We start from the raw sequence: 25,037 nt of genomic DNA, 5'->3' as shown, positions 1-25,037 counted from the left end.
CGGCCGTGACCCCGACGGTTCATAATTGGCCAACGATGAACCCCGCGACGACATCAGCCAGCAAATCAGCCAGAACCTCAGCCAGAACCCTTCCGGAGAAGGTGTGGGCCGAGCACGTGGTTGTGGCAGGCGCCGGATCCGGTGCGGCGCGCGAACCCGACCTGATCTACATCGATTTGCACCTCATCCACGAGGTCACCAGCCCGCAGGCGTTCGAGGGACTGCGGCTGGCCGGCCGCCCGGTGCACCGGCCCGACCTGACCCTGGCCACCGAGGACCACAACGTGCCCACGGCCGACATCGACAAGCCCATCGCTGACCCGGTCTCGCGCACCCAGGTGGAGACGCTGCGGCGCAACTGCGCGGAGTTCGGCATCGAACTGCACTCGATGGGCGATCCCGAGCAGGGCATCGTTCACGTCATGGGCCCCCAGCTCGGGCTGACCCAGCCCGGGATGACGATCGTGTGCGGTGACAGCCACACCTCCACCCACGGCGCGTTCGGGGCGCTGGCGATGGGGATCGGCACCTCGGAGGTGGAGCATGTGCTGGCCACCCAGACCCTTCCGCTGCGCCCCTTCAAGACCATGGCGGTCAACGTCGACGGTCGGCTGCCGCCGGGCGTCGGCGCCAAGGACATCATCCTGGCGGTGATCGCCAAGATCGGCACCGGCGGAGGCCAGGGTCATGTCATCGAATACCGGGGCAGCACCATCGAGTCGCTGTCGATGGAGGGCCGCATGACGGTCTGCAATATGAGCATCGAGGCCGGCGCACGGGCCGGGATGATCGCGCCGGACGAAACCACCTACGAGTTCCTGCGCGGCCGGACCTACGCGCCGCAGGGGCGGGAGTGGGATGACGCGGTCGCCGAGTGGGATCAGCTGCGCACGGACGAGGGAGCCGAGTTCGACATCGAGATTCACCTGGACGCGACGACGCTGAGCCCGTTCGTCACCTGGGGAACCAACCCCGGACAGGGCGTGCCGCTCTCGGCGGCGGTTCCCGATCCGGAACTGATGACCGACGACGCCGAGCGGCTCTCCGCCGAGAAGGCGCTGGCGTACATGGACCTGCGGCCGGGCACTCCGATGCGCGACATCGCCGTCGACGCGGTCTTCGTCGGCTCCTGCACCAACGGCCGCATCGAGGACCTGCGGGCGGTGGCCGATGTGCTGCGCGGGCGCCGGGTCGCCGACGGTGTGCGGATGCTCATCGTTCCCGGCTCGATGCGGGTGCGCGCCCAGGCCGAGGCCGAGGGCCTCGGCGAGATCTTCACCGCGGCCGGTGCGCAGTGGCGCCAGGCGGGCTGCTCGATGTGCCTGGGCATGAATCCCGACCAGCTCTCACCCGGCGAGCGTTGCGCGTCGACCTCCAACCGGAACTTCGAGGGCCGCCAGGGCAAGGGCGGCCGCACACACCTGGTCTCGCCGGTGGTCGCCGCCGCCACCGCCGTGCGGGGGAAACTGTCCTCGCCGGCGGACCTGGACGACTGAGGAGGCCTGGGCGATGGAAGCCTTCCGCACCCACACCGGGATCGGCGTGCCGTTGCGCCGGTCCAACGTCGACACCGACCAGATCATCCCGGCGGTCTACCTCAAGCGCATATCCCGCACCGGATTCGACGACGGGCTGTTCGCCGCCTGGCGCGCCGACCCTTCCTTCGTGCTCAATCAGAGTCCGTTCGACCGCGGCACGGTCCTGGTCGCCGGGCCCGACTTCGGAACCGGATCATCCCGCGAGCACGCGGTGTGGGCCTTGATGGATTACGGCTTCCGGGTGGTCATCTCGTCCCGTTTCGCCGATATCTTCCGCGGAAACGCCGGTAAGGCGGGTTTGTTGGCGGCGGAGGTGGCACCCGACGACGTCGAGTTGCTCTGGAAGCTCATCGAGCAGCACCCGGGTCTGGAGATCACGGTGGATCTGCACAATCGGACCATCACTGCGGCGACGGTGGTCGTGCCTTTCGCGATCGACGACTACACCGCGTGGCGACTACTCGAAGGACTCGACGACATAGCCCTTACGCTGCGCAAACTGTCCGATATTGAGGCTTTCGAGACACGCCGCCCGCCGTGGAAGCCGCGCATCACGCAGTCCTGACGGTGTGACGGTGCGGATGTTTTTCGGCACCGCGCGTGCACTGAATCAGTGGCCGATCGGCTGCACATCGCGGCACGGAACCGGTGCGCGGCGGTAAAAAAATTCCGCAAGCTCTTGTGCGAAACTGCGCGTGCCTCACCCATATCTGGTAGTAGAGGGTTTACCGTGTTGGGCAGTCGGTCCACAGGGGACCACTGTTTGGGAGGATGTGAATGAACAAAGCAGAGTTGATCGAGGTTCTCACGTCTCGGACGAACACTGACCGCCGCCAGGCGACGGAGGCGGTTGAGAACCTGGTCGACGCAATCGTGCGCGCTGTTCAAAGAGGTGACAGCGTGACCATCACCGGCTTCGGGGTATTCGAACGCCGCCGCCGGGCCGCTCGCGTAGCGCGAAACCCGCGAACAGGCGAGACGGTGAAGGTTTTACCAACCTCTGTCCCCGCATTCCGACCGGGGGCTCAGTTCAAAGCAATCGTCTCAGGTGCACAAAGACTCCCGAATGAAGGTCCCGCTGTGAAACGAGGCGCCGCAGATGGCGCAGTTAGGAAGGCTGCTGTGAAGAAAGTTGCAAAGAAGGCTCCGGCCCGCAAGGCTGCCAAGAAGACCGTGCGCAAGGCTGCCAAGAAGGCACCCGCGCGCAAGGCCGTCAAGAAGGCCGTGCGGAAGGCACCTGCCCGTAAGGCTGCCAAGAAGACGGTCCGCAAGGTGGCGAAGCGGGCACCCGCCCGCCGCGGTCGCCGCTACAACCAGGGAGACGAGAACGCCGCGGACCGCAAGGTCCGCGGCGTACTCGCGTTTGAGGCAGCGTTCAACGCGTCGAAGTGACCGCCAGCGGGCTCGGCAGATGGTCCGCCGCGACCAGTCGGCCCGCGGCCACCGACATGATCCAGGTGCTGCCCTTGCGGTTGCGCGACTTGGCCGGCTTGACCTCGTCCCGTGCGCACCACCAGTCGATCAGGTAGGGAATGACCTTGCCCTGGGTACAGATCACCGGTGTTCCGCCGTGTCCGGCGATCTCCAGGACCCGCTTGTGTGCGGCCTTCGGGTTCTCCGCGTAGGCCTCCTCGGTGAGGGCGGCCTCCACCGTGATCGGCACGCCCAGTTCGTCGGCGAGTGGCGTGACGGTTTGGATGCAGCGCAGGCGGTCGGCGGCGTAGATGTCCGTGGCCCCGAACGCCAGCAGTTGAGACACCAGCGACTCGGCCTGCGCGCGTCCGGTGGAGTCCAGCGGTCGCTTGCGGTCTTCACCGCGATACCGGGCTTTGCGGCCGGCGGTGCCGTGCCGGACGATCAGCACCGACTGGGTGTCGAAGGGTCTTTTGACGAACCGGGCGATGATCTTGCGGTCGGCGGCATACGTCAGGCGCCGGGACGCTTCGGTCGGTGGAAGCCACAGCAACTCGTCCACCTCGGGGCCGGGTTCGAACACGCCCCCCGCCGACCGCGCCGCCCAGTAGTGCACGACCTTGGTGCCGCCGGGTATCGGATAACTGACCCGGGCCAGCCGCCGGCCCAGGTGCGCGTGGTGACCGGTCTCCTCGGCGATCTCGCGCGCCGCGGCCACCGGTTCGGTCTCGCCGGGATCGACTTTGCCCTTCGGCAGCGACCAGTCGTCGTACCGGGGCCGGTGAACGACGGCGATCTGCGCTCCGGAGGAGTCCGGGTCGGGTCGCCACAGCACCGCCCCCGCCGCCAGCACCGGTTCGCTACCGGACTTCGGTTTCCTCGATGCTTTCACGGGTGCTCTCGGGTGCTGCTCGGCTGCCGGCCGCCACCATGCCGGATTCCGGCCGAGCCGGAGTCCGGGGGTGACCTCAGGACTGCCGGTGCCTTTCCATCAGCCACACCTGATGGTCGCGCACCTGCCGACCATCCTGCGGCGCGGCGGTCCAGTTGCCGTCCGGCCCCAGTTCCCAGCACCGCGTCGACGGGTGCATCGTCGATTCGAAGACGTCGTCGAGATAGGAGGTGATCCGGCGGTCCTTGACCTGCGCCATGACCTCGACGCGGCGGTCGAGATTGCGGTGCATCATGTCCGCACTGCCGATCCAGAACTCGTCGATCGCCCGGAAGTGCATGATCCGCGAGTGCTCGAGGAACTGGCCGAGGATGGAGCGCACCGCGATGTTCTCCGAGAAACCCCTGACCCCGGGGCGCAGCGCGCAGATGCCGCGGACCACGACCTCGATGCGGACGCCGGCCTGCGAGGCGCGGTAGAGGCCATCGATGACCTGTTCGTCGACCATGGCGTTGGCCTTGATCCGGATCCGGCTGTCGCGGCCCTCGCGATGGGCGGCCACCTCCCGCTCGATCCGCTCCAGGATGCCCTTGCGGATCCCGTGCGGTGCCACGAGCAGATTGCGGTAGCTCACCTTGCGCGAGTACCCGGTCAACGAGTTGAACAGGTCGGTCAGGTCGGCGCCCAGGTCGGGTGCGGCCGTCAGCAGTCCGACGTCCTCGTAGAGCCGGGCCGTCTTCGGGTTGTAGTTTCCGGTGCCGATGTGGCAGTAGCGGCGGATCGTCGATCCCTCCCGGCGCACCACCAGGCAGGTCTTGCAGTGCGTCTTGAGCCCGACCAGTCCGTAGACCACGTGCACCCCGGCGTCTTCCAGGGCTCGTGCCCACTTGATGTTGGCCTGTTCGTCGAAGCGCGCCTTCAACTCCACCAGCGCGACGACCTGTTTGCCGGCGTCGGCGGCCTCGATGAGGGCGTTGACGATCGGCGAGTCGCCGGAGGTGCGGTACAGGGTCTGCTTGATCGCCAGGACGTGCGGATCGGCGGCGGCCTGCTCGACGAACCGCTGAACACTGGTGGAGAACGACTCGTAGGGGTGGTGGACGAACACGTCCCCGTCGCGCAGGGTGGCGAAGATGCTCTTGCCGCTCTCCGCGAAGGCGGGGTGGGTGGCCGGCACGAACGGCCGATCCTTCAGGGCCGGCCGGTCGACCGCGTAGACCTGCCAGAGGGCCGAGAGGTCGAGCAGCCCGGGCAGGTTGACCACGTCGCCGGGATGGACGTCCAGCTCACGCAGCAACAGGCCCAGCATGTGTTCGGACATGTTGCCGGACACCTCCAGGCGCACCGGCGGCCCGAAGCGCCGCCGGGCCAACTCGCGCTCCAGGGCCTGCAGCAGGTCCTCGTCGCGGTCCTCGACGTCCATGTCGGCGTTGCGGGTGATGCGGAAGGCGTGCTTCTCGACGATCTCCATCCCCGGGAACAGCACCGGCAGAAAGGCCGCGATCAGGTCCTCCATCGGCAGGAACCGGATCACCGAGGGCTGCCCGTCGGTGGCCCGTAACCGGACGAACCGGTCGACGTTGTCGGGCACCTTGATCCGGGCGAAATGCTCCCCGCCGTCCTCGGGGGAGCGCACGGTGATGGCCAGATTCAGGCTCAGGCCGCTGACGACCGGGACCGGGTGGGCGGGGTCGACGGCCAGCGGGGTCAGCACCGGGAAGACCTGCTCGGAGAAATAGGTGGACAGTTCGCTGCGATCGGCCTCGGTCAGCTCGGACCACCGGACGATGAGGATGCCCTCCTCGGCCAGCGCCGGGCGGACCGAGTCCATGAAGACCTGGGCGTGGCGGGTGGCCAGTTGCTGGGTGCGTTCGCCGATGAGCTGGAGTTGCTCGCGGGGGGTCAGCCCGTCCGCGGAGCGCACCGACAGGCCCATCTCGTCGCGACGCTTGAGCCCCGCGACCCGGACCATGTAGAACTCGTCGAGGTTGGACGCGAAGATCGCCAGGAACTTCGCCCGCTCCAGCAGCGGCAGTGAGGTGTCGGCGGCCAGTGCGAGCACCCGGCCGTTGAAGTCCAGCCAGCTCAGTTCCCGGTTGAGGTAGCGATCCTCGGGCAGCGGATCGTCGATCGCCGCGGCGGTGGCAGCCGGCGGCGCCTCGGGGGCGCTGTCCTGCCGGTCGGTTTCGGGGGCGGGGGACAAGATCTCCGAATCCGTCATGGGGTCATCATCCCCCATCGGCGGGATCGGTGGATGGCCACCGGTCCAAGACACTCAGTGTTCATCTCGGGGGACGTTCATCTCGGGGAGCTGTGCCGATGGTCGCGACGGCGGCGCGGGTGGCGGGTCCGACACCCAGCCGGCGTGCCTCCTCGAGGTCCTCCGGTGTGTCGATGTCGCAGCGCAGGCCGGGCCAGGGTCCGCAGAGCTCGACCGCGCCGGAGTCGCGGTGCCGGCCCGCCGAGTGCGGTCCGAAGCGTGGATCCAGCGGTACGCCGAAGGCGAAGAGGGCAACGGTGCCGGAGCCCTGCCGGTCGGCGACAAAGCTGCGCGGGTGGGAGCGTGCCGCGGCCAGCGCCTCGCCGAGTTCGCCGTCGCGCAGGGCCGGCAGATCACCCTGGAGCACGGCCAGGGGGACGGCGGGGGCGAACCTGCGGCCGGTCGCCAGCACGGCGTTGTTCAGCGGGTCGGGATGGCGCGGCGGTGTGGGGTCGTCGAACACGTCGACACCCAGTGCGCGGGCGGCGGCCGCCGCACTGCGGTCCGGCGTCACCACCGTCACCGACGTGATCTCCGGTACCGCCTGCGCGGCGGTGATGGTGTCGGCGAGCATCGCGAGCACAACCCGTTCGCGGGCCGACCCCGGGAACAGCGCCGAGAGCCTGCTCTTGGCGAGAGCGAGATACTTGACGGCGATGATCACCGCCACCTCCGACGCGCCGCCCACGGGCGACATCCTGCCAGCGTGGCGCGGTCCCGGCGCGACTAGGTTTAACGGCGTGCGGCACGACGGGACGCCGGGACACCGGTGAGCGGCCAGAAGGACGCCGGGGGTCCCCGGTACGGCGATTCCACGCGGGCGGTGGCGGCGGTGGGCGCCGAGGCCGTCCCGGGTGAGCCGATCGGGGGCGTACCGGTTCCTGCGTCGGCGTTCCATCTCTCCGCTGACGAAGGCGTCGAGTCGCACACCTACGGCCGCCGGTCCAACCCCGGCTGGGACCGCCTCGAGTCGGCGCTGGCCCAACTGGAGGGTGCGGCCGCCGCGATCGTCTTCGGCTCCGGAATGGCGGCGGCGACTGCCGCGTTGCGCACGCTGGTCCGGCCCGGCACGGTGCTCGCGTTGCCGTCGGACGGATACCTTCATATCCGGCGCTATGCCGCCGAAAGCCTTGCCCCGCTGGGTGTCACGGTGCGCGAGGCGTCCGCCGCCGAGCTCTGTGCGGCCGCCGAGGGGGCAGACGTGGTGTGGGCCGAGACCCCGACCAACCCCGGACTGGACGTGGTCGACCTGTCCCGCCTCGCCGGGATATGCCGGCGCAACGGCAGTCGTCTGCTGGTGGACAACACCGCGGCGACGCCGCTGGGCCAGCAGCCGCTGTCGCTGGGCGCCGACCTTGTCGTGGCCAGCGCGACCAAGGCCCTGGCCGGCCACAGCGATGTCCTCGCCGGGTACGTCGCCGGTGACGACGCGGCCTTGATCGAGGCGGTCGCCACCGAGCGCCTGCTGGGCGGATCCATTCTCGGGGCGTTCGAGGCCTGGCTGGTGCTGCGCGGCATCGGCAGTTTCGGGCTGCGCTTCGAGCGGCAGTGCCACAACGCCCTGGCGCTCGCCACCGCCCTGCGCGACCAGCCCGGTGTGCGGGCGGTGCGCTATCCCGGCCTGCCGGGGGACCCCTCGCACCCGGTGGCGGCGGCCCAGATGCGCCGCTTCGGCTCGCTGTTGTCGGTGGAACTCGACGGCGCGGCGGCGGTCCACGCTCTGGTGGAGCGCAGTGACCTGCTCATCGGTGCGACGAGTTTCGGCGGCATTCACACCACGGTGGACCGCAGGGCACGCTGGGGTGACCGGGTGGCGGACGGTTTCGCCCGGATCTCGGCAGGTATCGAGGACACCGACGACCTCGTGTCGGACGTCGGGCGCGCTCTGCAGGCCTGCGCAGGGCTGTAGCCTCTCTAGGTTGTGACTCCCCGGGTCCGCGTCGCGGTCGTCTATGGCGGGCGCAGCTCCGAGCACGCGATCTCGTGCATCTCGGCGGGCAGCATCCTTCGACACCTCGACCCGCACCGGTTCGACGTCGTCGCCGTCGGCATCACCCGCGATGGTGCCTGGCTGCGCACCGACGCCAGTCCGGACGAGCTGGAGATCGTCGACGGGCGCCTGCCGGAGGTGACCGGCGATTCGGTCACCCCGATGGGGCTCGCCGCCGAGGTTCTGGCTTCGGTGGACGTGGTGTTTCCGGTACTGCACGGGCCCTACGGCGAGGACGGCACCATCCAGGGACTGCTGGAACTGGCGGGCCTGCCCTACGTCGGCGCGGGGGTGTTCGCCAGCGCGGCCGGCATGGACAAGGAGTTCGCCAAGAAACTTCTCGCCTGCGCGGGGCTGCCCATCGTTGACCATGTGGTGCTGCGGGCCCACCAGAATTGCGCCGACCCCCGGGACCTCGAGCGGCTCGGCCTTCCCCTGTTCGTCAAGCCCGCCCGCGGCGGATCCTCGATCGGCGTCGGCCGGGTGACGTCGGCGGCAGAGCTTCCCGCCGCGATCGCCGCGGCCCGCGAGCACGACCCGAAGGTGCTCATCGAGGCCGCCATCGACGGACGCGAACTGGAATGCGGCGTGCTGGAGTTTCCCGACGGCTCGGTGCGGGCCAGCACACTCGGGGAGATCAGGGTGGCCGGTCCGGGCGGTGACCGCGAGAGCTTCTATGACTTCGACACCAAGTACCTCGACGATGTCGCCGAGCTCGACGTGCCGGCGACGGTCGACGACGCCATCGCCGATGAGATACGGCGCATGTCGATCCGCGCCTTCAACGCGCTGGACTGTCAGGGTCTGGCGCGGGTCGACTTCTTTCTCACCGGGTCCGGGCCGGTGGTCAACGAGATCAACACCATGCCCGGCTTCACCACGATCTCGATGTTTCCCCGGATGTGGGCGGCCAGCGGGGTGGACTATCCCGCCCTGGTCGCCACCATGGTCGACACCGCGCTGGCCCGCGGAACCGGCCTGCGGTGAGCCTCAGCCCGGCGGACCCGGCCGGATCGGGATCGCCGGCATGCTGCGCTCGATGACCCCGGAGAGGGTCTGGATCGGTGCCGGCCCCGAACCGGTCGGCAGCGTCAGCGCGACGTAGACCGGCCGGTCCACGCTGACCCAGGTGCTGCGCCCGGTGTCGGCGTCGTCGAGGCGAAACCACTGCACCTGATTCACCTGCTGGATCGGCGAGCCGACGACGAACTCCGCCGGACGGCCCAGGCCGCAGCGCAGGATCACCGGATTGCCCTCGGCGCGCCAGGCCGCGGCGCCCGGCGGAGCGGGTTCGGCGACGGTCTCCCGGCGGAAGTCGCCGAGACGGTCCGGCAGGGTGGCGAGCAGCGCCCGGCATTCCGGCGACTCGGCCTGGGGGGCGGGCACCGCCGGAATGCCCACCGGGCCCGACGGGGGGCGGCGGGTGGCGGCGATCCCCAGCACGACGGCCACCGCCAGCGTCGACAGCACCAGCGCGGTGACCACGACGGTCCGGGACGGTCCGTCGGAAGGTTTCTCTGGGGGTTCCTCGGCGGGTTCCTGATCGGGATCGCCCTGCGCGCCGCGCATCTGGAGGTCTCCTCGCCGGCGGTCCTAGACTGACGGCCCCAAGCTACCGCAGGGCCTGCCGGAGGAGACAACCGTGGAAGGAGCCGTCCCCGAGGATCGCGATCCGGCTCCACCTGCGACGGTGTCCGAGGTCGGCGAGTTCGCCGTCATCGAGCACATCCTCGCCGGGCGGCCGGAGGGTGCCGGTGTGGCGGTCGGCCCCGGCGACGATGCCGCGGTGGTGGACACCCCCGACGGACGGGCCGTGCTGTGCACCGACATGCTCGTCGAAGGCCGGCACTTCCGGCTGGACTGGTCCACCCCGCACGACGTCGGCCGCAAGGCGATCGCCCAGAACGCCGCCGACATCGAGGCCATGGGCGCTCGGCCGACCGCGTTCGTGGTGGCCTTCGGCGTGCCGCCCTCGACCGCCGCGTCCCGGGTACGCGAGCTGGCCGACGGGCTGTGGTGCGAAGCGGGTCTGCTCGGCGCCGCCGTTGTCGGCGGCGACCTGGTCGCCAGCCCGCAGTGGGTGGTCTCGGTGACCGCCCTGGGTGACCTCGGCGGGCGGGCCCCGGTGACCCGCGGCGGGGCCCGCGCCGGATCGGTGATCGCGGTGGCCGGTCACCTCGGCTGGTCGGCCGCCGGATTGGAACTTCTGCGGCGCGGCATCGGGGTCACACTGCCCGAGCACCGCCGTCACCTGGTGCCCGAGCCGCCCTACGGCCAGGGTGCGGTGGCCGCCGACGCCGGCGCCGAGGCGATGACGGACGTCTCCGACGGGCTGCTGGCCGACCTCGGGCACCTCGCGGAGGCCTCGGGCGTGCTGATGGATCTCAGCCGCGACGCCCTGGCCGGTGACGTCGAGGCGGTGACGGCCGCGGCCCGGGTGGCCGGCGCCGATCCGTGGTCACTAGTACTCACCGGGGGTGAGGACCACGCCCTGGTGGCCTGCTTTCCCGGCCCGCCGCCGCCGGGATGGCGGGTGGTGGGCCGGGTCCGGCCGGGCCGGCCCGCGGTACTGCTCGACGGGCAGCACCGGTCCGGACCGTCGGGGTGGCAAGCTTTCGACCCGCAGTAGCGCGCAGTAGGTTGTCGACCGTGACGGGGCGGCCACTCGGTGACCTGGTGGACGGCGGGTGGGCCACAGCCCTGGCTCCGGTGGCCGACCAGGTGGCGCGGATGGGTGACTTCCTGCGCGCCGAGGTGGCCGCCGGCCGGCGCTACCTGCCGTCCGGCCCGAACATCCTGCGCGCGTTCACGTTTCCCTTCGATGCCGTGCGGGTGCTGATCGTCGGACAGGACCCCTACCCGACGCCCGGGCACGCGGTCGGACTGAGCTTCTCGGTGGCGCCCGATGTTCGGCCACTGCCGCGCAGCCTGGCCAACATCTTCAGCGAGTACCGCTCCGACCTCGGGTACCCCGAGCCACCCAGCGGAGACCTGACCGCGTGGGCCGCGCGCGGTGTCATGCTGCTCAACCGGGTGCTGACGGTCCAACCCGGCAATCCGGCGTCGCACCGGGGCAGGGGATGGGAGAGCGTCACCGAATGCGCGATCCGCGCCCTGGCCGCGCGCGATCAGCCGATCGTCGCGATTCTGTGGGGCCGCGACGCGGGCACGCTCACGCCGATGCTGGCCGGGCCGCGCAGCGCGGCAATCGAATCCGCGCATCCATCGCCGCTCTCGGCGAGTCGGGGGTTTTTCGGCTCCCGGCCGTTCAGCCGCGCCAACGAACTGCTGGCCGGGATGGGGGCGGAGCCGATCGACTGGCGGCTGCCCGCGGAGGGATTCAGCCCCGGGTGACCTTGCCGGCCTTGAGGCAGGAGGTGCAGACGTTCACTCGCCTGCGGTTGCCGCCGGGGCGGTCCACGGCGTGCACGGTCTGGATGTTCGGGTTCCACCGCCGGCTCGTGCGCCGGTGCGAGTGCGACACCGCCTTGCCGAACCCGGGGCCCTTGCCGCAGACATCGCACACGGCAGCCATGACTCGCTCCTCTTTAGGGGGATGGAAACTCCCAGGATACCGCCGGTGCGTTCGCAACGCCAAAACGGCCTGCACCCCTGCAGCCCCGCGGTGAGGTCCGCGCTGCATTCCGCTGTCGCCGGGTCTGGTTAGGCTGGCGCCGGAAGCCGGGTCGACTCGGAGGTGACGTGAGAGCAGTGGCGACCCTCACCGACCGGCTGGACGGCATCCTGGGCGCCAAGGCGGCGCGGGCACTCGATGAGGTGTTCGGCATGCGCACCATCGACGACCTGCTGCGCCATTACCCGCGTCGGTACAGCAACGGCATGACCGTGCTCGGCGAGGAGCGCGACCCGCCCGCCGAGGGCGAGCACGTCACCCTCGTCGACGAGATCGCGACGGCCGAGACGCGGTGGACCAGCCGTCAGCCCCGCCGGGAATACCTGGTGATCACGCTCAAGAACCGGCGGCCGAAGGTCACCGCGACCTTCTTCAACGCCAGGTACCTTAAGAAGAGCCTGGTGCGCGACACCAGGCTGATGCTCTCCGGTGAGGTGGGGTACTACCGCGGCACCATGCAGCTGACCCACCCCGACTTCCTGGTGCTCGACTCGCCCAAGGGAAGCTTCGGGACGAAGTCGCTCAAGACGATCGCCGATGCCGCCCGCTCGGAGACCGGCGAGTTGTCGATGGCGGAATTCGAGCGCGATTTCTTCCCGATCTATCCGGCCAGCGCCAAACTGCAGAGCTGGGACATCTACGCCTGCGTGCGCCAGGTGCTCGCGGTGCTCGACCCGGTCGCCGAGCCGCTGCCGGACGCCTTTGTGCGCCAGCACCAGCTGATGTCCGAGGACGGCGCGCTTCGGGCCATCCACCTCGCGGAGAACGCGGGCGAGCGGGAACGCGCGCGCGAGCGCCTGACCATCGACGAGGCCGTCGGCCTGCAGTGGGCGCTGGTGGCGCGCCGACACGGAGAGCTGGCCGAATCCGGGCCGGCCGCACCGTACCGTCCGGACGGCCTGTGCGCGGCGCTGACCGCCCGGCTGCCGTTCGAGCTCACCGCGGGTCAGCGCGAGGTGCTCGACGTGATCTCGGCCGAACTGGCCGCGAGCAGGCCGATGAACCGGCTACTGCAGGGCGAGGTGGGTTCGGGCAAGACCATCGTGTCGGTGCTGGCCATGCTGCAGATGATCGACGCCGGCTACCAGTGCGCGCTGCTGGCGCCCACCGAGGTGCTGGCCGTCCAGCACGCCCGATCGATCCGCGATGTGCTGGGTCCGCTGGCGATGGCCGGCCAGCTCGGCGGGGAGGAGGGCGCGACGCGGGTGGCACTGCTCACCGGGTCGATGTCGGCCGGCCAGAAGCGCCAGGTGCGCGAGGAGGTCGTCGCCGGGCAGGCCGGCATCGTGATCGGCACCCACGCGCTGCTGCAGGACGCCGTCGAGTTCGATCGCCTCGGGCTGGTCGTGGTCGACGAGCAGCACAGGTTCGGCGTCGAGCAGCGCGACCGGCTCCGCGCGAAAGCCCCCGCCGGGCTGACGCCGCACCTGCTGGTGATGACGGCCACACCGATACCGCGCACCGTGGCGCTGACCGTGTTCGGTGATCTGGAGACCTCGACGCTGCGCGAACTGCCCCGGGGCCGTCAGCCGATCACGACCAACACCATCTTCGTCGGGGAGAAGCCGCGCTGGCTGGACCGGGCCTGGACGCGGGTGACCGAGGAGGTCGCCGCCGGGCGCCAGGGCTACGTGGTGGCCTCGCGCATCGACGAGGCCGACGGCGAGCAGACCCCTCCGGTCCCGGTCACCGTCGTCGAGCTCTTCGACCGGCTGCGCCGGGGGCCGCTGTCGGGGTTGCGGCTGGGGCTGATGCACGGGCGGCTGCCCGCCGACGAGAAGGACTCGGTGATGACCGCCTTCCGTGACGGTCAGGTCGACGTCCTGGTGTGCACCACCGTGATCGAGGTGGGTGTCGACGTACCCAACGCCACGGTGATGGTGGTGATGGACGCCGATCGTTTCGGCATCAGTCAGCTCCACCAGTTGCGCGGCCGGATCGGACGCGGTGCGCACCCCAGCCTGTGCCTGCTGGTCACGCAGTTCCCGCAGGCCTCCAAGGCCGGCGAGCGGCTCAACGCGGTGGCGAACACGCTCGACGGTTTCGCACTGGCCGATCTGGACCTTCAGGAACGCAAGGAGGGCGACGTGCTGGGTCTGAGCCAGTCCGGGCGGCCGATCACACTGCGCTTCCTCTCGCTCGCCGAGCACCTCGACGTCATCGTCGCCGCCCGCCAACTCTGTGAGTCGGTCTATGCCGCCGACCCGCGCGACGCCGGGATGGCCGCACTCGCCGCACCGTTCACCGGCAGCGACCGCATCGACTACCTGGACAAGGCGTGAAGCGCGCGCCGCTGTGGTGGATGGCGATCCTCGCCGTGCTCGCCGTGATCGTGGCGGTGCAGGTGGTCTCGGCGGCCGGTCGCGCCGACTCGTTGGTGCGCGGCGCAATGCCGACCGTCCAGCCGGGCGTCGATGTGCTGGCCGGACTCACGGCGGTCGAGACCCGGGTGCGCGGCGGGGACTACCGGCGCGCGGCCTTCGGTGACGCCTGGGACGATGCGAACCTCGCCCCGGGTGGGCGCAACGGGTGCGACACCCGCAACGACATCCTCGAGCGCGATCTGACCGATAAGACCTACGTCGAAACCCGGCAGTGTCGGCGGGCCGTGGCCCGGGGCACGCTGCGCGACCCCTACACCAACGCGTCGATCTCGTTCGTGCGCGGCAACCGGGTCGGCGCGTCCGTGCAGATCGACCACATCGTGCCCCTGGCGTACGCGTGGGACATGGGTGCGCGGGGCTGGAGCGACGCGCTGCGCAAGCGTTTCGCCAACGACCCGGCCAACCTGCTCGCGGTGGCGGGACAGGCCAATCAGGACAAGGGTGATCTGCCGCCCGGGCAGTGGATGCCGCCCAACGCGGCGTTCCGCTGCCAGTACGCCATGCAGTTCATCGCCGTGCTGCGCGGCTACGGCCTTCGGGTGGATGCGCCGTCGGCAGCTCAGCTGCGTGACGCGGCAGGCGGCTGTCCGCGACGGTGAGACCGCTGTCAGCGGATGTCAGGACCCCGCCTGCGGATTGGGCCGGAACCGGGTTCCGTCGTCGAGACCACCGAGGCTCTCCATCTCGGCATCGGTGAGGTCGAAGTCGAACACGTCGAGGTTCTCGGCGAGGCGGTCGGGGGTCGACGCCCGCGGGATCACCACGTTGCCCAGTTGGACACTCCACCGGATGAGCGCCTGGGCCGGCGTCTTGCCGTGCGCGGCGGCGATCTGCGCGACTGCCGGGTGACCCAGGAGCGTGCCGGCGCCCAGCGGGCAGGAGGCCTCGGTGACGATGCCCTGCTCGGCGTGCACCGCGCGCAACTCGGACTGGTTGAGCAGCGGATGCACTTCGATCTGGTTGACCGCGGGCGTGAAGAACGAGAGGTCGATGATGTTCGACAACTGCTCGGGGGTGAAGTTGCTGACCCCGATCGACCGGGTGTCGCCAACCTCCTTGCACTTCATGATCCCGCCCCAGGCGTCGATGTACTTGCCGTTCTCCTCCGCCGGCCAGTCGATCAGGTACAGATCTAAATAGTCCACGCCGAGTCGGGCCAGGCTGGCCCGGCAGGCGTCCTGCGACGCCTGGAAGCCCTGGTCGGCGGTGGCCAGTTTGGTGGTGAGGAAAATGCGGTCGCGCGGTATCCCGGACTTGGCGATGGCTCGGCCGACGGCCTCCTCGTGGCCGTCGGCGGGCGACGTGTCGATGAGGCGATAGCCCGCCTGCAGGGCTGCGGTGACCGCCGCCTCGACCTCCGCCGGCGCCACGCCGACGGCGCCGAAGCCCAGCACGGGCAGGGTGTGGTCGTCGTTGAGAGTGACGGTCGGAACCTCAGCCGTCGGCGTCATGTCACCTGCCTGTGATTGCGCGTTCGGTGGGAGGTCACCGACCCGACGATAGTAGCGATCGGGTTCGCACCGGACGCGTAAGCTGCCGCAAGACGCGCACGGCGGCTGCGCACGACGAGGGGGCAGGCGATGACGGCAGGTGCGCAGCGCACCGCGAGTGCCGCGGGAGCAGGGCGTCGAGTTCCGGGGCGTGCCGCTGCCCGGCAGCGGATCCTGGCCGCGTCCAACCGGTTGGGCGTCAAGCTGATTCCCCGGCTTCCCGAGCGTGCCTCGCGACTGCTCTCCGGCGGCCGCACGATCACCATCGACGGCAACACGCTGGATCCGGGACTGCAGGTGATGCTCGCCGCGCAGCGGTTGACCGGTCTCGAGGGCCTGGTCGTCGCCGACGACGTCGCGGCCACCCGCACCGCCAGCCGCGAGCTCACCGATGCGCTCGACGAGCCGGGGATCCGGGTCGCCGAGATCACGTCGGTGAGCATTCCGGGCCCGGCCGGCGCTCTTCCCGCGCGGCACTATCGGCCGCCACACCCCCCGGGCGCAGCGGGCGGCGGGCCGCCCGCGCCGCTGCTGGTCTTCTACCACGGCGGCGGCTTCGTCTTCGGCGACCTGGAGAGCCACGACTCGGCCTGCCGGATGATCTGCCGGGATGCCGGCGTGCATGTGCTCGCCGTCGACTACCGCCTGGCCCCCGAGCACAAGGCCCCCGCCGCCGCCGACGACGCCTACGCCGCCTACCGCTGGGCGAGGTCGCACGCCGAGGAGTTGGGCGCCGACCCACACCGGGTTGCGGTCGGCGGCGACAGCGCGGGCGGCTGTCTGGCCGCGGTCGTCACCCGGCTGGCCCGGGCCGCGGGGGATCCGCTGCCGGCGCTGCAGTGGCTGATCTATCCCGCCACCGACCTTCGGGGCGGCACCCGCTCGCGCACCCTGCTGGCCGACGGCTTTCTGCTGACCAAGCACGACACGGACTGGTTCCGGCGGCAGTACGTCGACGGGTCGGATCTGGACGTCACCGACCCGCTGGTGTCCCCGCTGCTGGCCGAGGACTTTTCCGGGCTGTCGCCGGCACTGGTGGTGACCGCGGGATTCGACCCGCTGCGGGACGAGGGTGGCCAGTACGCGGACAAACTGCGCGATGCCGGGGTGAGCGTCGACCACCGCCGGATGGACTCGATGATCCACGCATTTCTCAACCTCAACGTCCTCGGCGGCGGTGTCGCCCGGGCGAACGCCGAGATGATCTCGGCTCTGCGGGCGCACTTGACCCGCACCTGAGGCGGGATCCGACACCGGATTGCCGGGGCGCGCCGGTACTCTGGAAGCGCCGATATCACCGACAGCGAGGACCAGTCCAGCCGTGGCCAGCAAGAAGAAGAGCACACCCCGCTACGACCTGAAAGCCCAGGACCGCAAGCGTGATCTGGTCGTCCGGCTCGGATTGACCGCCCTGGTGGTGGTCTTCGCCGTCGGGCTGGTGCTGTTCATCGTGACCAACAACGACAAGAAGAGCGAATCGGACGTCCAGGCCGTGCGGATCACCTCCGGCGCGCTGATCAAGAAGGACGGCACCGAGGAACCCAAGGCCGTGCTGTCGATCTACGAGGACTTCCAGTGCCCGCACTGCCGGGACTTCGAGAAGGCCTTCGGGCCGACGATCAACAAGATCGTCGAGAGCGGTGCCGCGGCGGTCGACTACTACGCCCTGTCGATCCTCAACGCCACCAATAAGGGGTACTCCGCGCGCGCGGCGAACGCCGCCTACTGCGTCGGCGACGAGAACAAGGAGGCGTTCGTTCGCTTCCACTCCGCGCTGTTCGCCCAGCAGCCGATGGAGGGCTCGGGTAGCGGACCCGACAACGCCGCGCTGATCGAGACCGCACGGCAGGCCGGTGCGTCGGGCGGCGTCGCCGACTGCGTGGACAAGAACAGGTACACCGACATGGTCAAGGGGCTGGCGGCCGCGACCAAAGTCAAAGCCACCCCGACGATTCGGCTCAACGGCGAGGACATCAGCCCGGCGACGCCGCAGGAACTGCTGGCCAAGATCCGATCGGTCGTCGGACCGGTTCCGGCCCTGATGCCCACCGCCGCGCCGCCGGCTCCGGGCGCACCGGCCACCGCGCCGTGAGCGTCACCGCGCCCGCCGCACCGCAGCCGGCCCCGGTCGAGGCGGCGGCGCCCGGCGGGGTCGTCGTCCCCCGGCCCAGCGCGTGGTGGATTCTCATCGCCGGCGTCATCGGCTTGGCGGCCTCGGCCACCCTGCTGATCGAGAAGATCGAGATGCTGACGAACCCCGGCTACGTTCCGTCCTGCAGCATCAACCCGGTTCTGTCGTGCGGATCGGTGATGGTCCGGCCCGAGGCGTCGGCGTTCGGGTTCCCCAACCCGATCATCGGGGTCGTGTCGTTCACTCTGGTCGTGGTCACCGGAGTGCTGTCGGTGGCGCGGGTCCCGCTGCCCCGCTGGTACTGGGCGGGCCTGACGGCCGGCACCACGCTCGGCGTGGTTTTCGTGCACTGGCTGGTCTACGAAACGCTCTACGAGATCGGGGCGCTGTGCCCGTACTGCATGGTGGTGTGGGCGGTGACCGTGCCGCTGCTGGTCGTGGTCGCCGCGATCACCTTGCGCCCGCTGGCCGCCCACCCCGCCGCCCGGGCGCTCTACCACTGGCGCTGGCCGCTGGTCACGCTGTGGTTCACCGCCGTGCTGCTGCTGATCCTGGTCCGTTTCTGGGACTACTGGTCGACCCTGATCTAGCCCGGTGACCCGGATCGTCGCCGGAGCAGCGGGCGGCCGTCGGCTGGCCGTCCCCGCCCGGGGAACCAGGCCCACCACCGACCGGGTGCGCGAGGCGCTGTTCAACATGCTCGCGGCCCGCCGAGACTTCCACGGCCTGCGGGTGCTCGACCTCTACGCCGGGTCGGGGGCGCTGGGGCTGGAGGCCCTGTCGCGCGGGGCGGCCTCGGTGATCTTCGTCGAGTCCGACCGGCGTGCGGCAGAGGTCATCGACCGCAACATCGCCGCCGTCGGTCTGCCCGGGGCGACCGTTCGCCGGGCCGCGGTCGCGGCGGTGCTGGCGGTGGCGGCCTCCGACCCGGTGGACCTGGTGCTCGCCGACCCGCCCTACGACATCGCGCCCGCCGACGTGACGGACGTCCTGGCCGCCCTGGACCGCCACGGCTGGGTCCGCCCCGGCAGCGTGGTGGTGCTGGAGCGTCCGGCGTCCGGGCCGCCGCTGTCCTGGCCGGCCGGGTGGACCGGCTGGCCGGAGCGCCGCTACGGCGATTCGCGCATCGAGGCGGCCGTGGTGGGTGCCTGCTAGCGTCATCAGCCATGAGCGGCGCAGTGTGCCCCGGGTCGTTCGACCCGGTGACGCTGGGGCACCTCGACGTCTTCGAGCGCGCCGCGGCCCAGTTCGACGAGGTGATCGTGGCGGTCCTGGCCAATCCGCAGAAGTCGGGGATGTTCAGTGTCACCGAGCGCATCGCGATGATCCAGGAGGCCACCGAGCACCTGCCGAACCTGCGGGTCGAGGCCGGCCACGGACTGGTCGTCGACTTTGTCCGGGCCCGCGGGTTGACCGCGATCGTCAAGGGCCTGCGCACCGGGACCGACTTCGAATACGAGCTGCAGATGGCCCAGATGAACCGGCACATCGCGGGCGTGGACACCTTCTTCGTGGCGACCACCCCGGAGTACGCCTTCGTGTCGTCGTCGCTGGCCAAGGAGGTGGCGGGCCTGGGCGGAGACGTGTCGGCGCTGCTTCCCGAGTCGGTCAACCGGCGGCTTCGGGCCAAACTGCCGCCACAGTAAGTTCGGGGATGAGCGCGGGGATGAGTGCGGGGTGAGAATGCACGGGGTTTGCGACACACCGCGCCAGCACCGTAGTCACAGGCGTAACAGCAGGCACACTAGTTACCTATAACCGCCGAGTCGGGAGGATGGCACCGTGTACCGAGTTTTTGAGGCGCTCGACGAACTGAGCGCCATCGTCGAGGAGGCCCGCGGCGTACCGATGACGGCGGGCTGCGTGGTCCCCCGGGGCGACGTGCTGGAGTTGATCGACGACATCAAGGATGCGATCCCCGGCGAACTGGATGACGCCCAGGACGTGCTCGACGCCCGCGACTCGCTGCTGCGCGAGGCCAAGGAGCACGCCGATTCCAGCGTCTCGACGGCGAACACCGAGGCCGAATCGGTGCTCGGGCATGCCCGCGCCGAGGCCGACCGGTTGCTCGCCGACGCCAAGTCCCAGGCCGACCGCATGGTGGCCGAGGCCCGCCAGCACAGCGAGCGCACCATGGTCGAATCCCGCGAGGAAACCATCCGGCTGGCCGCCACGGCCAAACGCGACTACGAGGCCGCGACCAGCCGGGCCAAGGCCGAGGCCGACCGCCTGGTCGAAAACGGCAACATCTCCTACGAGAACGCCGTCCAGGAAGGCATCAAGGAGCAGCAGCGGCTGGTCTCGCAGACCGAGGTGGTGCAGGCCGCCCAGGCCGAGGCGACCCGGCTGATCGACGCCGCACACGCCGAAGCCGACCGCCTGCGCGGCGAGTGCGACATCTACGTGGACAACAAACTCGCCCAGTTCGAGGAGTACCTGAACGGCACCCTGCGCTCGGTCAGCCGTGGTCGCCACCAGTTGCGCACCGCAGCGGGCACCCACGACTACGTTCAGCACTGACCGCGCTCAGCGGGCGTCGGGCGTCTCGGGCCGCGCCGTAGGATCGCCCCATGGCCGATCCGCGGCAACCGCTGGTGCTTGACGTTTCCCGGCTGGGCCGGCGCCCCGGGGCCATGTTCACCGTCCGCGAGACGGTCCCCAGCCCGTCCCGGATCGGCCTGGAGCTGATCGCGATCGAACCGGGCGCCCAACTTGACCTGGACCTTCGCGTCGAATCGGTGTCCGAGGGCGTCCTGGTGACAGGCACCGTGCGCGCCCCCACCAGCGGCGAGTGCTCGCGGTGCCTGGGCCCGGTGCACGATGACGTCGGGATCACGCTGGCCGAACTCTTCGCCTATCCCGACAGCGTCACCGAGGCGACCACCGAGCAGGGCGAGGTCGGCCGCGTCGTCGACCAGACCGTCGACCTTCAGCAGCCGATCATCGACGCGGTCGGTCTGGCGCTGCCCTTCGCGCCGCTGTGCTCCCCGGACTGCCGCGGGCTGTGTCCGCAGTGCGGGATTCTGCTTGCGGCCGAACCAGACCATCACCACGAGCAGATCGATCCGCGGTGGGCCAAGCTCGCCGACATGCTGCCGCCCGAGACCCCCGCGCCATGACGTCGCCCACACCGCCGGCACCGCCCACACCGCCGGCACCCCCGACACCTGCGCGGCAGAACCTGCTCGATGCGCTCGGCGTGGAACTGGACGAGGAGCTGCTGACGGTGGCGCTGACCCATCGCAGCTACGCCTACGAGCAGGGCGGACTGCCGACCAACGAACGGCTGGAACTGCTCGGCGACGCGGTGCTCGGCCTGGTGATCGTCGAGGAGCTCTTCCGCCGGCACCCGGAAAGCTCCGAGGGAGACCTGGCCAAGTTGCGCAACAGCGTCGTCAACAGCCGCGCCCTGGCGGGGGTGGCGCGCGGTCTGACCGAGGACGGGCTCGGTGAGTACCTGCTGCTGGGACGCGGCGAGGTCAACACCGGCGGGCATGCCAAGCCGTCCATCCTGGCCGACACGGTGGAATCGCTGCTCGGAGCGGTCTATCTGCAGCACGGACTGCACCGCACCCGCGAGGTGATCCTGCGGCTGTTCGAGGGCCTGCTCGAGACGGCACCGACCCTGGGCGCGGCGCTGGAGTGGAAGTCCAGCCTGCAGGAACTGACCTCGGCCCGCGGTCTGGGGGTGCCCCGCTACGAGGTCAGCTCCCGCGGCCCGGATCATGACCGGCGGTTCTCGGCGGCCGTGTACGTCAACGGGGTGTTGTACGGACGCGGGCAGGGGCGGTCGAAGAAGGCCGCCGAGACCAGGGCGGCCGCGGAGGCGTGGACGGCGCTGGATGCCGAACTCTCCCCGGCCGACGAGTCCGCCGAACGGGATGCCTGAACTCCCCGAGGTCGAGGTCGTGCGTCGCGGTCTGCAGGCGCACGTCGCCGGCAGGCGGATCGCCGCCGTGCAGGTGCTGCATCCGCGCGCCGTCCGCCGCCACGAGGCCGGAGCCGGCGACCTCGCCGCCCGGCTGAGCGGGGCGCGGGTCACCGGGACGGGCCGGCGGGGGAAATACCTGTGGCTGACACTCGACGACGAGCGCGGCGCATTGGTCGTGCACCTCGGCATGAGCGGTCAGATGCTCGTCGATTGCGACGGCCGGGATTCGCTGCGCTCCGATCATCTGCGCATCGCCGCCGAACTCGACGACGGTACCGTGCTGAGTTTCATCGACCAGCGCACGTTCGGCGGTTGGCAACTGGCCGACATCGTGATAGTCGATTCGAGTCCGCTTCCGGCCCCGGTCGCGCACATCGCCCGCGATCCGCTGGATCCGCTCTTCGACCAGGCGGGTGTGGTGAAACGGTTGCGGCGCAAGCACTCTGAGATCAAACGCCAGCTGCTTGATCAGACAACGGTATCCGGAATCGGCAACATCTACGCCGACGAGGCACTGTGGCGGGCAGGCATCAACGGTGCGCGTCTGGCGGACAAAATCAGCCGGCGCAGCCTGGGCGAGCTGCTCGACGCGGCAACCGGGGTCATGCGCGAAGCCCTGGAGCACGGTGGCACGTCCTTCGATTCGCTCTACGTCAACGTCAACGGGCAGTCCGGGTACTTCGACCGGTCGCTGAACGTCTACGGCCGCGCCGACCGCAACTGCCGGCGCTGCGGAGCGGTGATCCGGCGGGAAAGGTTCATGAACCGGTCCTCGTTCTACTGCCCGGTGTGCCAGCCCCGGCCGCGCATGGGTAGAAAAAGCGCATGACCGAGCCAACTGAGCCGCCGCATCCGACAGCGCCGCGGCATCCGACAGCACTCTGGGTGGAACGCACCGGGGTCCGCCGCTACACCGGGCGCAGCAGCCGCGGAGCCGAGGTGCTTCTCGGCTCGGAGACCGACGAGGGTGTCTTCACCCCGGGGGAGCTGCTCAAGATCGCCCTCGCCGGATGCAGCGGCCTCAGTACCGACCAGCCCCTTCGCCGCCGGCTCGGCGACGACTACCGCGCGGTGGTCCGGGTCTCCGGGCCCGCCGACCGGGATCAGGAGCGCTACCCGCGGCTCGCCGAGAAGCTCGAGGTCGACCTGTCCGGGCTGACCCCCGAGGAGCGGGAGCGCCTGCTGGTCGTCGTCCACCGCGCCATCGACCAGGTGTGCACGGTCGGGCGGACGCTCAAGGCGGGCGCCGAGGTGGCCCTCGAGGTGGAAGGCTGAGGTGAGCGACCAGGCCCGGCTGACCGCCTGGGTGCACGGGCACGTCCAGGGCGTCGGTTTCCGCTGGTGGACCCGGTCGCGGGCGCTGGAACTGGGACTGGACGGCTACGCCGCCAACCAATCCGACGGCCGGGTGCTGGTCGTCGCGCAGGGCCCGCGGGGCGCCTGCGAGCAGCTTCTGGACCTGCTGCGCGGCGGGTCCACGCCGGGGTCGGTGGACACCGTGGTGGCCGACCTCAGCGCGCCCGGCGAACCCCTGACGCCGGTCGGGCCGGGCTTCCGCGAACGGTGAGGGTTCCGCCGGTACGCTCCACGACGTGTACCTCAAGAGTCTGACGCTCAAAGGGTTCAAATCCTTCGCGTCACCGACGACTCTGCGCTTCGAGCCGGGTATCACCTGCGTGGTCGGCCCCAACGGGGCGGGCAAGTCCAATGTCGTCGACGCGCTGGCCTGGGTGATGGGCGAGCAGGGTGCCAAGACGCTGCGCGGCGGCAAGATGGAGGACGTCATCTTCGCGGGCACCTCGTCGCGCCCGCCGCTGGGCCGGGCCGAGGTGACGTTGACCATCGACAACTCCGACCACGCGCTGCCCATCGAGTACTCCGAGGTGTCGATCACCCGGCGGGTGTTCCGCGACGGGGCCGGCGAGTACGAGATCAACGGCAGCAGCTGCCGGCTGATGGACGTCCAGGAACTGCTCAGCGACTCCGGCATCGGCCGCGAGATGCACGTCATCGTCGGGCAGGGCCGGCTGGCCCAGATTCTCGAGTCGCGCCCGGAGGACCGCCGGGCCTTCATCGAGGAGGCCGCCGGGGTGCTCAAGCACCGCAAGCGCAAGGAAAAGGCGCTGCGCAAACTCGAGGCCACCGCGGCGAACCTGGCGCGGCTGACCGATCTGACCACCGAGCTGCGCCGTCAGCTCAAGCCGCTGGGCCGCCAGGCGGAGGTGGCCCGACGCGCGGCGACCATCCAGGCCGACCTTCGCGACGCCCGGCTGCGCCTCGCCGCCGACGATCTGGTCGCCCGCCGCAGCGAGTTCGCCAGTGCCGAGGACATCGAGGCGGCACTGCGCCGCGAGCACGACGACCTGTCCGCCCGGCGGGAGCGGGCCGCCGAGCAGCTGGCCGCCGACGAGGCCGCGGTGGCGACGCTCTCGGAGCGCACCGAGGCCGCCCAGCAGACCTGGTTTCGGCTCTCGGCGCTCGCCGAACGGGTCAGCACGACGATTCGGATCGCCAGCGAGCGCGCGCAGTACCTCGACGTCGAACCCCCTGCCACCGGCGGCAGTGACCCCGACGCGCTGGAGGCCGAGGCCGCCGAGGTGGCCGAGCAGGAGCGGCTGCTGCTCGCCGAGCTGGCCGAGGCCCGCGCCCGGCTCGACGTCGCCCAGGCCGAACTGGCCGAGCGTGAGGGCGCGGCCGCCGAAGCCGAGCGGGCGCACCTGGCGGCCGTGCGGGCCGAGGCCGATCGCCGGGAGGGGCTGGCCCGGCTGGCCGGTAAGGTCGAGACCGGCCGTGCCCGGGTCGAGTCGATCGACGACGGGGTCGCGCGGCTGACCGCGGCGATCGAAGACGCGGCCTCCCGCACCGAGCAGGCCCGCGCGGAGTTCGAGACCATCCAGGGTCGGGTGGGTGAACTCGATCAGGGTGAGGTCGGCCTCGACGAGCACCACGACCGCACCGTGGCCGCGCTGCGCCTCGCCGACGGGCGGGTGACCGAACTGCAGACCGCAGAGCGGGCCGCCGAACGTCAGGTGGCCTCGCTGCGAGCTCGCATCGAAGCGCTCGCGGTTGGCCTCGACCGCCGCGACGGCGCGGCCTGGCTGGTCGAAAACCACAGTGGCGCGGGACTTCTCGGCACCGTCGCCACACTCGTCAAGGTACAGCCCGGCTACGAGACGGCGTTGGCGGAAGTGCTGGGCGCGGTCGCCGACGCGGTCGCGGCCGATGACTTCGGCGCGGTCCGCTCGGCGATGCGGGCGCTCAAGGAGGCTGACGGCGGGCGGGCGGCGATCGTGCTGGCGGACTGGCCGTCTCCGGCTCGCTCGGCGGCGCCGCTGCCGGACGGTGCGCGCTGGGCGGTCGACCTGATCGACGCT

Annotated in this window: 27 protein-coding genes and 1 pseudogene; 22 read left to right on the top strand and 6 right to left on the bottom strand. The window is 70.6% G+C overall.

Annotated elements, in window-relative coordinates; translation table 11 throughout:
• Window positions 1-35: 35 nt before the first annotated feature.
• The 4 genes and pseudogenes from leuC (at window position 36) to ACKOB8_RS05445 (ending at window position 2,930) form a co-directional block, all read left to right on the top strand.
• Entirely contained in the window at window positions 36-1,496 is a 1,461-nt protein-coding gene (gene leuC / locus ACKOB8_RS05460) for a 3-isopropylmalate dehydratase large subunit (RefSeq protein WP_526376202.1), read from the top strand.
• A 13-nt stretch (window positions 1,497-1,509) separates the two neighbouring features.
• Window positions 1,510-2,103: a 3-isopropylmalate dehydratase small subunit gene (leuD, locus tag ACKOB8_RS05455; protein ID WP_526376201.1), complete on the top strand. Its 594-nt coding sequence runs from the start codon at window positions 1,510-1,512 to the stop codon at window positions 2,101-2,103.
• Between the two features lie 212 nt (window positions 2,104-2,315).
• Window positions 2,316-2,522: pseudogene (locus ACKOB8_RS05450) on the top strand (HU family DNA-binding protein); the annotation flags it as partial.
• 138 nt (window positions 2,523-2,660) lie between these two features.
• The gene (locus ACKOB8_RS05445; protein ID WP_526376217.1) at window positions 2,661-2,930 is read left to right on the top strand and encodes a hypothetical protein; all 270 of its coding nucleotides are present in this window, start codon (window positions 2,661-2,663) and stop codon (window positions 2,928-2,930) included.
• Here ACKOB8_RS05445 and mutT1 read toward each other — a convergent pair.
• The 3 genes from mutT1 to cofC form a co-directional block, all read right to left on the bottom strand.
• A complete protein-coding gene (mutT1, locus tag ACKOB8_RS05440) occupies window positions 2,914-3,843 on the bottom strand; it encodes an 8-oxo-(d)GTP phosphatase MutT1 (protein ID WP_526376200.1) in 930 nt (309 codons plus the stop codon). The two genes, ACKOB8_RS05445 and mutT1, sit on opposite strands and share 17 nt — an antisense overlap.
• Window positions 3,844-3,919: 76 nt before the next feature.
• Window positions 3,920-6,064: an RNA degradosome polyphosphate kinase gene (locus tag ACKOB8_RS05435; RefSeq protein ID WP_526376199.1), complete on the bottom strand. Its 2,145-nt coding sequence runs from the start codon at window positions 6,062-6,064 to the stop codon at window positions 3,920-3,922.
• Between the two features lie 61 nt (window positions 6,065-6,125).
• Window positions 6,126-6,800, bottom strand: coding sequence for a 2-phospho-L-lactate guanylyltransferase (gene cofC, locus ACKOB8_RS05430; RefSeq protein ID WP_526376198.1), 675 nt, complete (start codon window positions 6,798-6,800; stop codon window positions 6,126-6,128).
• A 72-nt stretch (window positions 6,801-6,872) separates the two neighbouring features.
• Here cofC and ACKOB8_RS05425 point away from each other — a divergent pair, with 72 nt between their 5' ends.
• The gene (locus ACKOB8_RS05425; protein ID WP_526376197.1) at window positions 6,873-8,012 is read left to right on the top strand and encodes a cystathionine gamma-lyase; all 1,140 of its coding nucleotides are present in this window, start codon (window positions 6,873-6,875) and stop codon (window positions 8,010-8,012) included.
• A 12-nt stretch (window positions 8,013-8,024) separates the two neighbouring features.
• Window positions 8,025-9,080, top strand: coding sequence for a D-alanine--D-alanine ligase family protein (locus ACKOB8_RS05420; protein WP_526376196.1), 1,056 nt, complete (start codon window positions 8,025-8,027; stop codon window positions 9,078-9,080).
• A gap of 3 nt (window positions 9,081-9,083) precedes the next feature.
• On the opposite strand, the gene ACKOB8_RS05415 is transcribed toward ACKOB8_RS05420, so the two are convergent.
• Window positions 9,084-9,662, bottom strand: coding sequence for a DUF3515 family protein (locus tag ACKOB8_RS05415; protein ID WP_526376195.1), 579 nt, complete (start codon window positions 9,660-9,662; stop codon window positions 9,084-9,086).
• A gap of 73 nt (window positions 9,663-9,735) precedes the next feature.
• Here ACKOB8_RS05415 and ACKOB8_RS05410 point away from each other — a divergent pair, with 73 nt between their 5' ends.
• Complete coding sequence (locus ACKOB8_RS05410; protein WP_526376194.1) at window positions 9,736-10,722, top strand: thiamine-phosphate kinase; 987 nt, start codon at window positions 9,736-9,738, stop codon at window positions 10,720-10,722.
• Between the two features lie 20 nt (window positions 10,723-10,742).
• Entirely contained in the window at window positions 10,743-11,447 is a 705-nt protein-coding gene (locus ACKOB8_RS05405) for a uracil-DNA glycosylase (protein ID WP_526376193.1), read from the top strand.
• Here ACKOB8_RS05405 and rpmB read toward each other — a convergent pair.
• Window positions 11,434-11,628 (bottom strand): 50S ribosomal protein L28, encoded by a 195-nt coding sequence (gene rpmB / locus ACKOB8_RS05400; protein ID WP_526376192.1) that lies wholly within the window; start codon window positions 11,626-11,628, stop codon window positions 11,434-11,436. The genes ACKOB8_RS05405 and rpmB overlap by 14 nt on opposite strands.
• Before the next feature lie 176 nt (window positions 11,629-11,804).
• Between rpmB and recG the strand changes: the two genes are divergently transcribed.
• Both recG and ACKOB8_RS05390 read left to right on the top strand, forming a co-directional pair.
• Complete coding sequence (recG, locus tag ACKOB8_RS05395; protein ID WP_526376213.1) at window positions 11,805-14,009, top strand: ATP-dependent DNA helicase RecG; 2,205 nt, start codon at window positions 11,805-11,807, stop codon at window positions 14,007-14,009.
• Complete coding sequence (locus tag ACKOB8_RS05390; RefSeq protein ID WP_526376191.1) at window positions 14,006-14,710, top strand: GmrSD restriction endonuclease domain-containing protein; 705 nt, start codon at window positions 14,006-14,008, stop codon at window positions 14,708-14,710. Before recG ends, ACKOB8_RS05390 begins: the two co-directional genes overlap by 4 nt.
• A gap of 18 nt (window positions 14,711-14,728) precedes the next feature.
• On the opposite strand, the gene ACKOB8_RS05385 is transcribed toward ACKOB8_RS05390, so the two are convergent.
• Window positions 14,729-15,562, bottom strand: coding sequence for an aldo/keto reductase (locus ACKOB8_RS05385; RefSeq protein WP_526376190.1), 834 nt, complete (start codon window positions 15,560-15,562; stop codon window positions 14,729-14,731).
• A 129-nt stretch (window positions 15,563-15,691) separates the two neighbouring features.
• Between ACKOB8_RS05385 and ACKOB8_RS05380 the strand changes: the two genes are divergently transcribed.
• The 12 genes from ACKOB8_RS05380 to smc form a co-directional block, all read left to right on the top strand.
• Window positions 15,692-16,840, top strand: coding sequence for an alpha/beta hydrolase (locus ACKOB8_RS05380; protein ID WP_526376189.1), 1,149 nt, complete (start codon window positions 15,692-15,694; stop codon window positions 16,838-16,840).
• 82 nt (window positions 16,841-16,922) lie between these two features.
• Window positions 16,923-17,693 (top strand): DsbA family protein, encoded by a 771-nt coding sequence (locus tag ACKOB8_RS05375; RefSeq protein ID WP_526376188.1) that lies wholly within the window; start codon window positions 16,923-16,925, stop codon window positions 17,691-17,693.
• Entirely contained in the window at window positions 17,690-18,322 is a 633-nt protein-coding gene (locus ACKOB8_RS05370; protein ID WP_526376187.1) for a vitamin K epoxide reductase family protein, read from the top strand. The genes ACKOB8_RS05375 and ACKOB8_RS05370 overlap by 4 nt, the downstream gene beginning before the upstream one ends.
• Before the next feature lie 4 nt (window positions 18,323-18,326).
• Window positions 18,327-18,887 (top strand): 16S rRNA (guanine(966)-N(2))-methyltransferase RsmD, encoded by a 561-nt coding sequence (gene rsmD, locus ACKOB8_RS05365; RefSeq protein WP_526376186.1) that lies wholly within the window; start codon window positions 18,327-18,329, stop codon window positions 18,885-18,887.
• Window positions 18,888-18,898: 11 nt separating this feature from the next.
• On the top strand, window positions 18,899-19,378 hold the full coding sequence (coaD, locus tag ACKOB8_RS05360; RefSeq protein WP_526376185.1) for a pantetheine-phosphate adenylyltransferase: 480 nt from the start codon (window positions 18,899-18,901) through the stop codon (window positions 19,376-19,378).
• 136 nt (window positions 19,379-19,514) lie between these two features.
• Complete coding sequence (sepIVA, locus tag ACKOB8_RS05355) at window positions 19,515-20,252, top strand: cell division protein SepIVA (protein ID WP_526376184.1); 738 nt, start codon at window positions 19,515-19,517, stop codon at window positions 20,250-20,252.
• 50 nt (window positions 20,253-20,302) lie between these two features.
• Window positions 20,303-20,851 (top strand): YceD family protein, encoded by a 549-nt coding sequence (locus ACKOB8_RS05350; RefSeq protein WP_526376183.1) that lies wholly within the window; start codon window positions 20,303-20,305, stop codon window positions 20,849-20,851.
• The gene (rnc, locus tag ACKOB8_RS05345; protein WP_526376182.1) at window positions 20,848-21,621 is read left to right on the top strand and encodes a ribonuclease III; all 774 of its coding nucleotides are present in this window, start codon (window positions 20,848-20,850) and stop codon (window positions 21,619-21,621) included. The genes ACKOB8_RS05350 and rnc overlap by 4 nt, the downstream gene beginning before the upstream one ends.
• Window positions 21,614-22,492 carry a bifunctional DNA-formamidopyrimidine glycosylase/DNA-(apurinic or apyrimidinic site) lyase gene (mutM, locus tag ACKOB8_RS05340; protein ID WP_526376181.1) on the top strand — a complete coding sequence of 293 codons (879 nt, stop codon included), beginning with the start codon at window positions 21,614-21,616 and terminating at the stop codon, window positions 22,490-22,492. Before rnc ends, mutM begins: the two co-directional genes overlap by 8 nt.
• On the top strand, window positions 22,489-22,938 hold the full coding sequence (locus ACKOB8_RS05335) for an OsmC family protein (protein WP_526376180.1): 450 nt from the start codon (window positions 22,489-22,491) through the stop codon (window positions 22,936-22,938). Before mutM ends, ACKOB8_RS05335 begins: the two co-directional genes overlap by 4 nt.
• Before the next feature lies 1 nt (window position 22,939).
• A complete protein-coding gene (locus tag ACKOB8_RS05330) occupies window positions 22,940-23,230 on the top strand; it encodes an acylphosphatase (RefSeq protein ID WP_526376179.1) in 291 nt (96 codons plus the stop codon).
• Between the two features lie 25 nt (window positions 23,231-23,255).
• On the top strand, window positions 23,256-25,037 hold a 1,782-nt coding region (gene smc / locus ACKOB8_RS05325; protein WP_526376178.1), incomplete at its 3' end, for a chromosome segregation protein SMC.

This window comes from Mycobacterium sp. (assembly GCF_046091765.1).
In the GTDB taxonomy this organism is placed as follows: domain Bacteria; phylum Actinomycetota; class Actinomycetes; order Mycobacteriales; family Mycobacteriaceae; genus Mycobacterium.
This window is presented reverse-complemented; position numbering and strand designations above follow the sequence as displayed.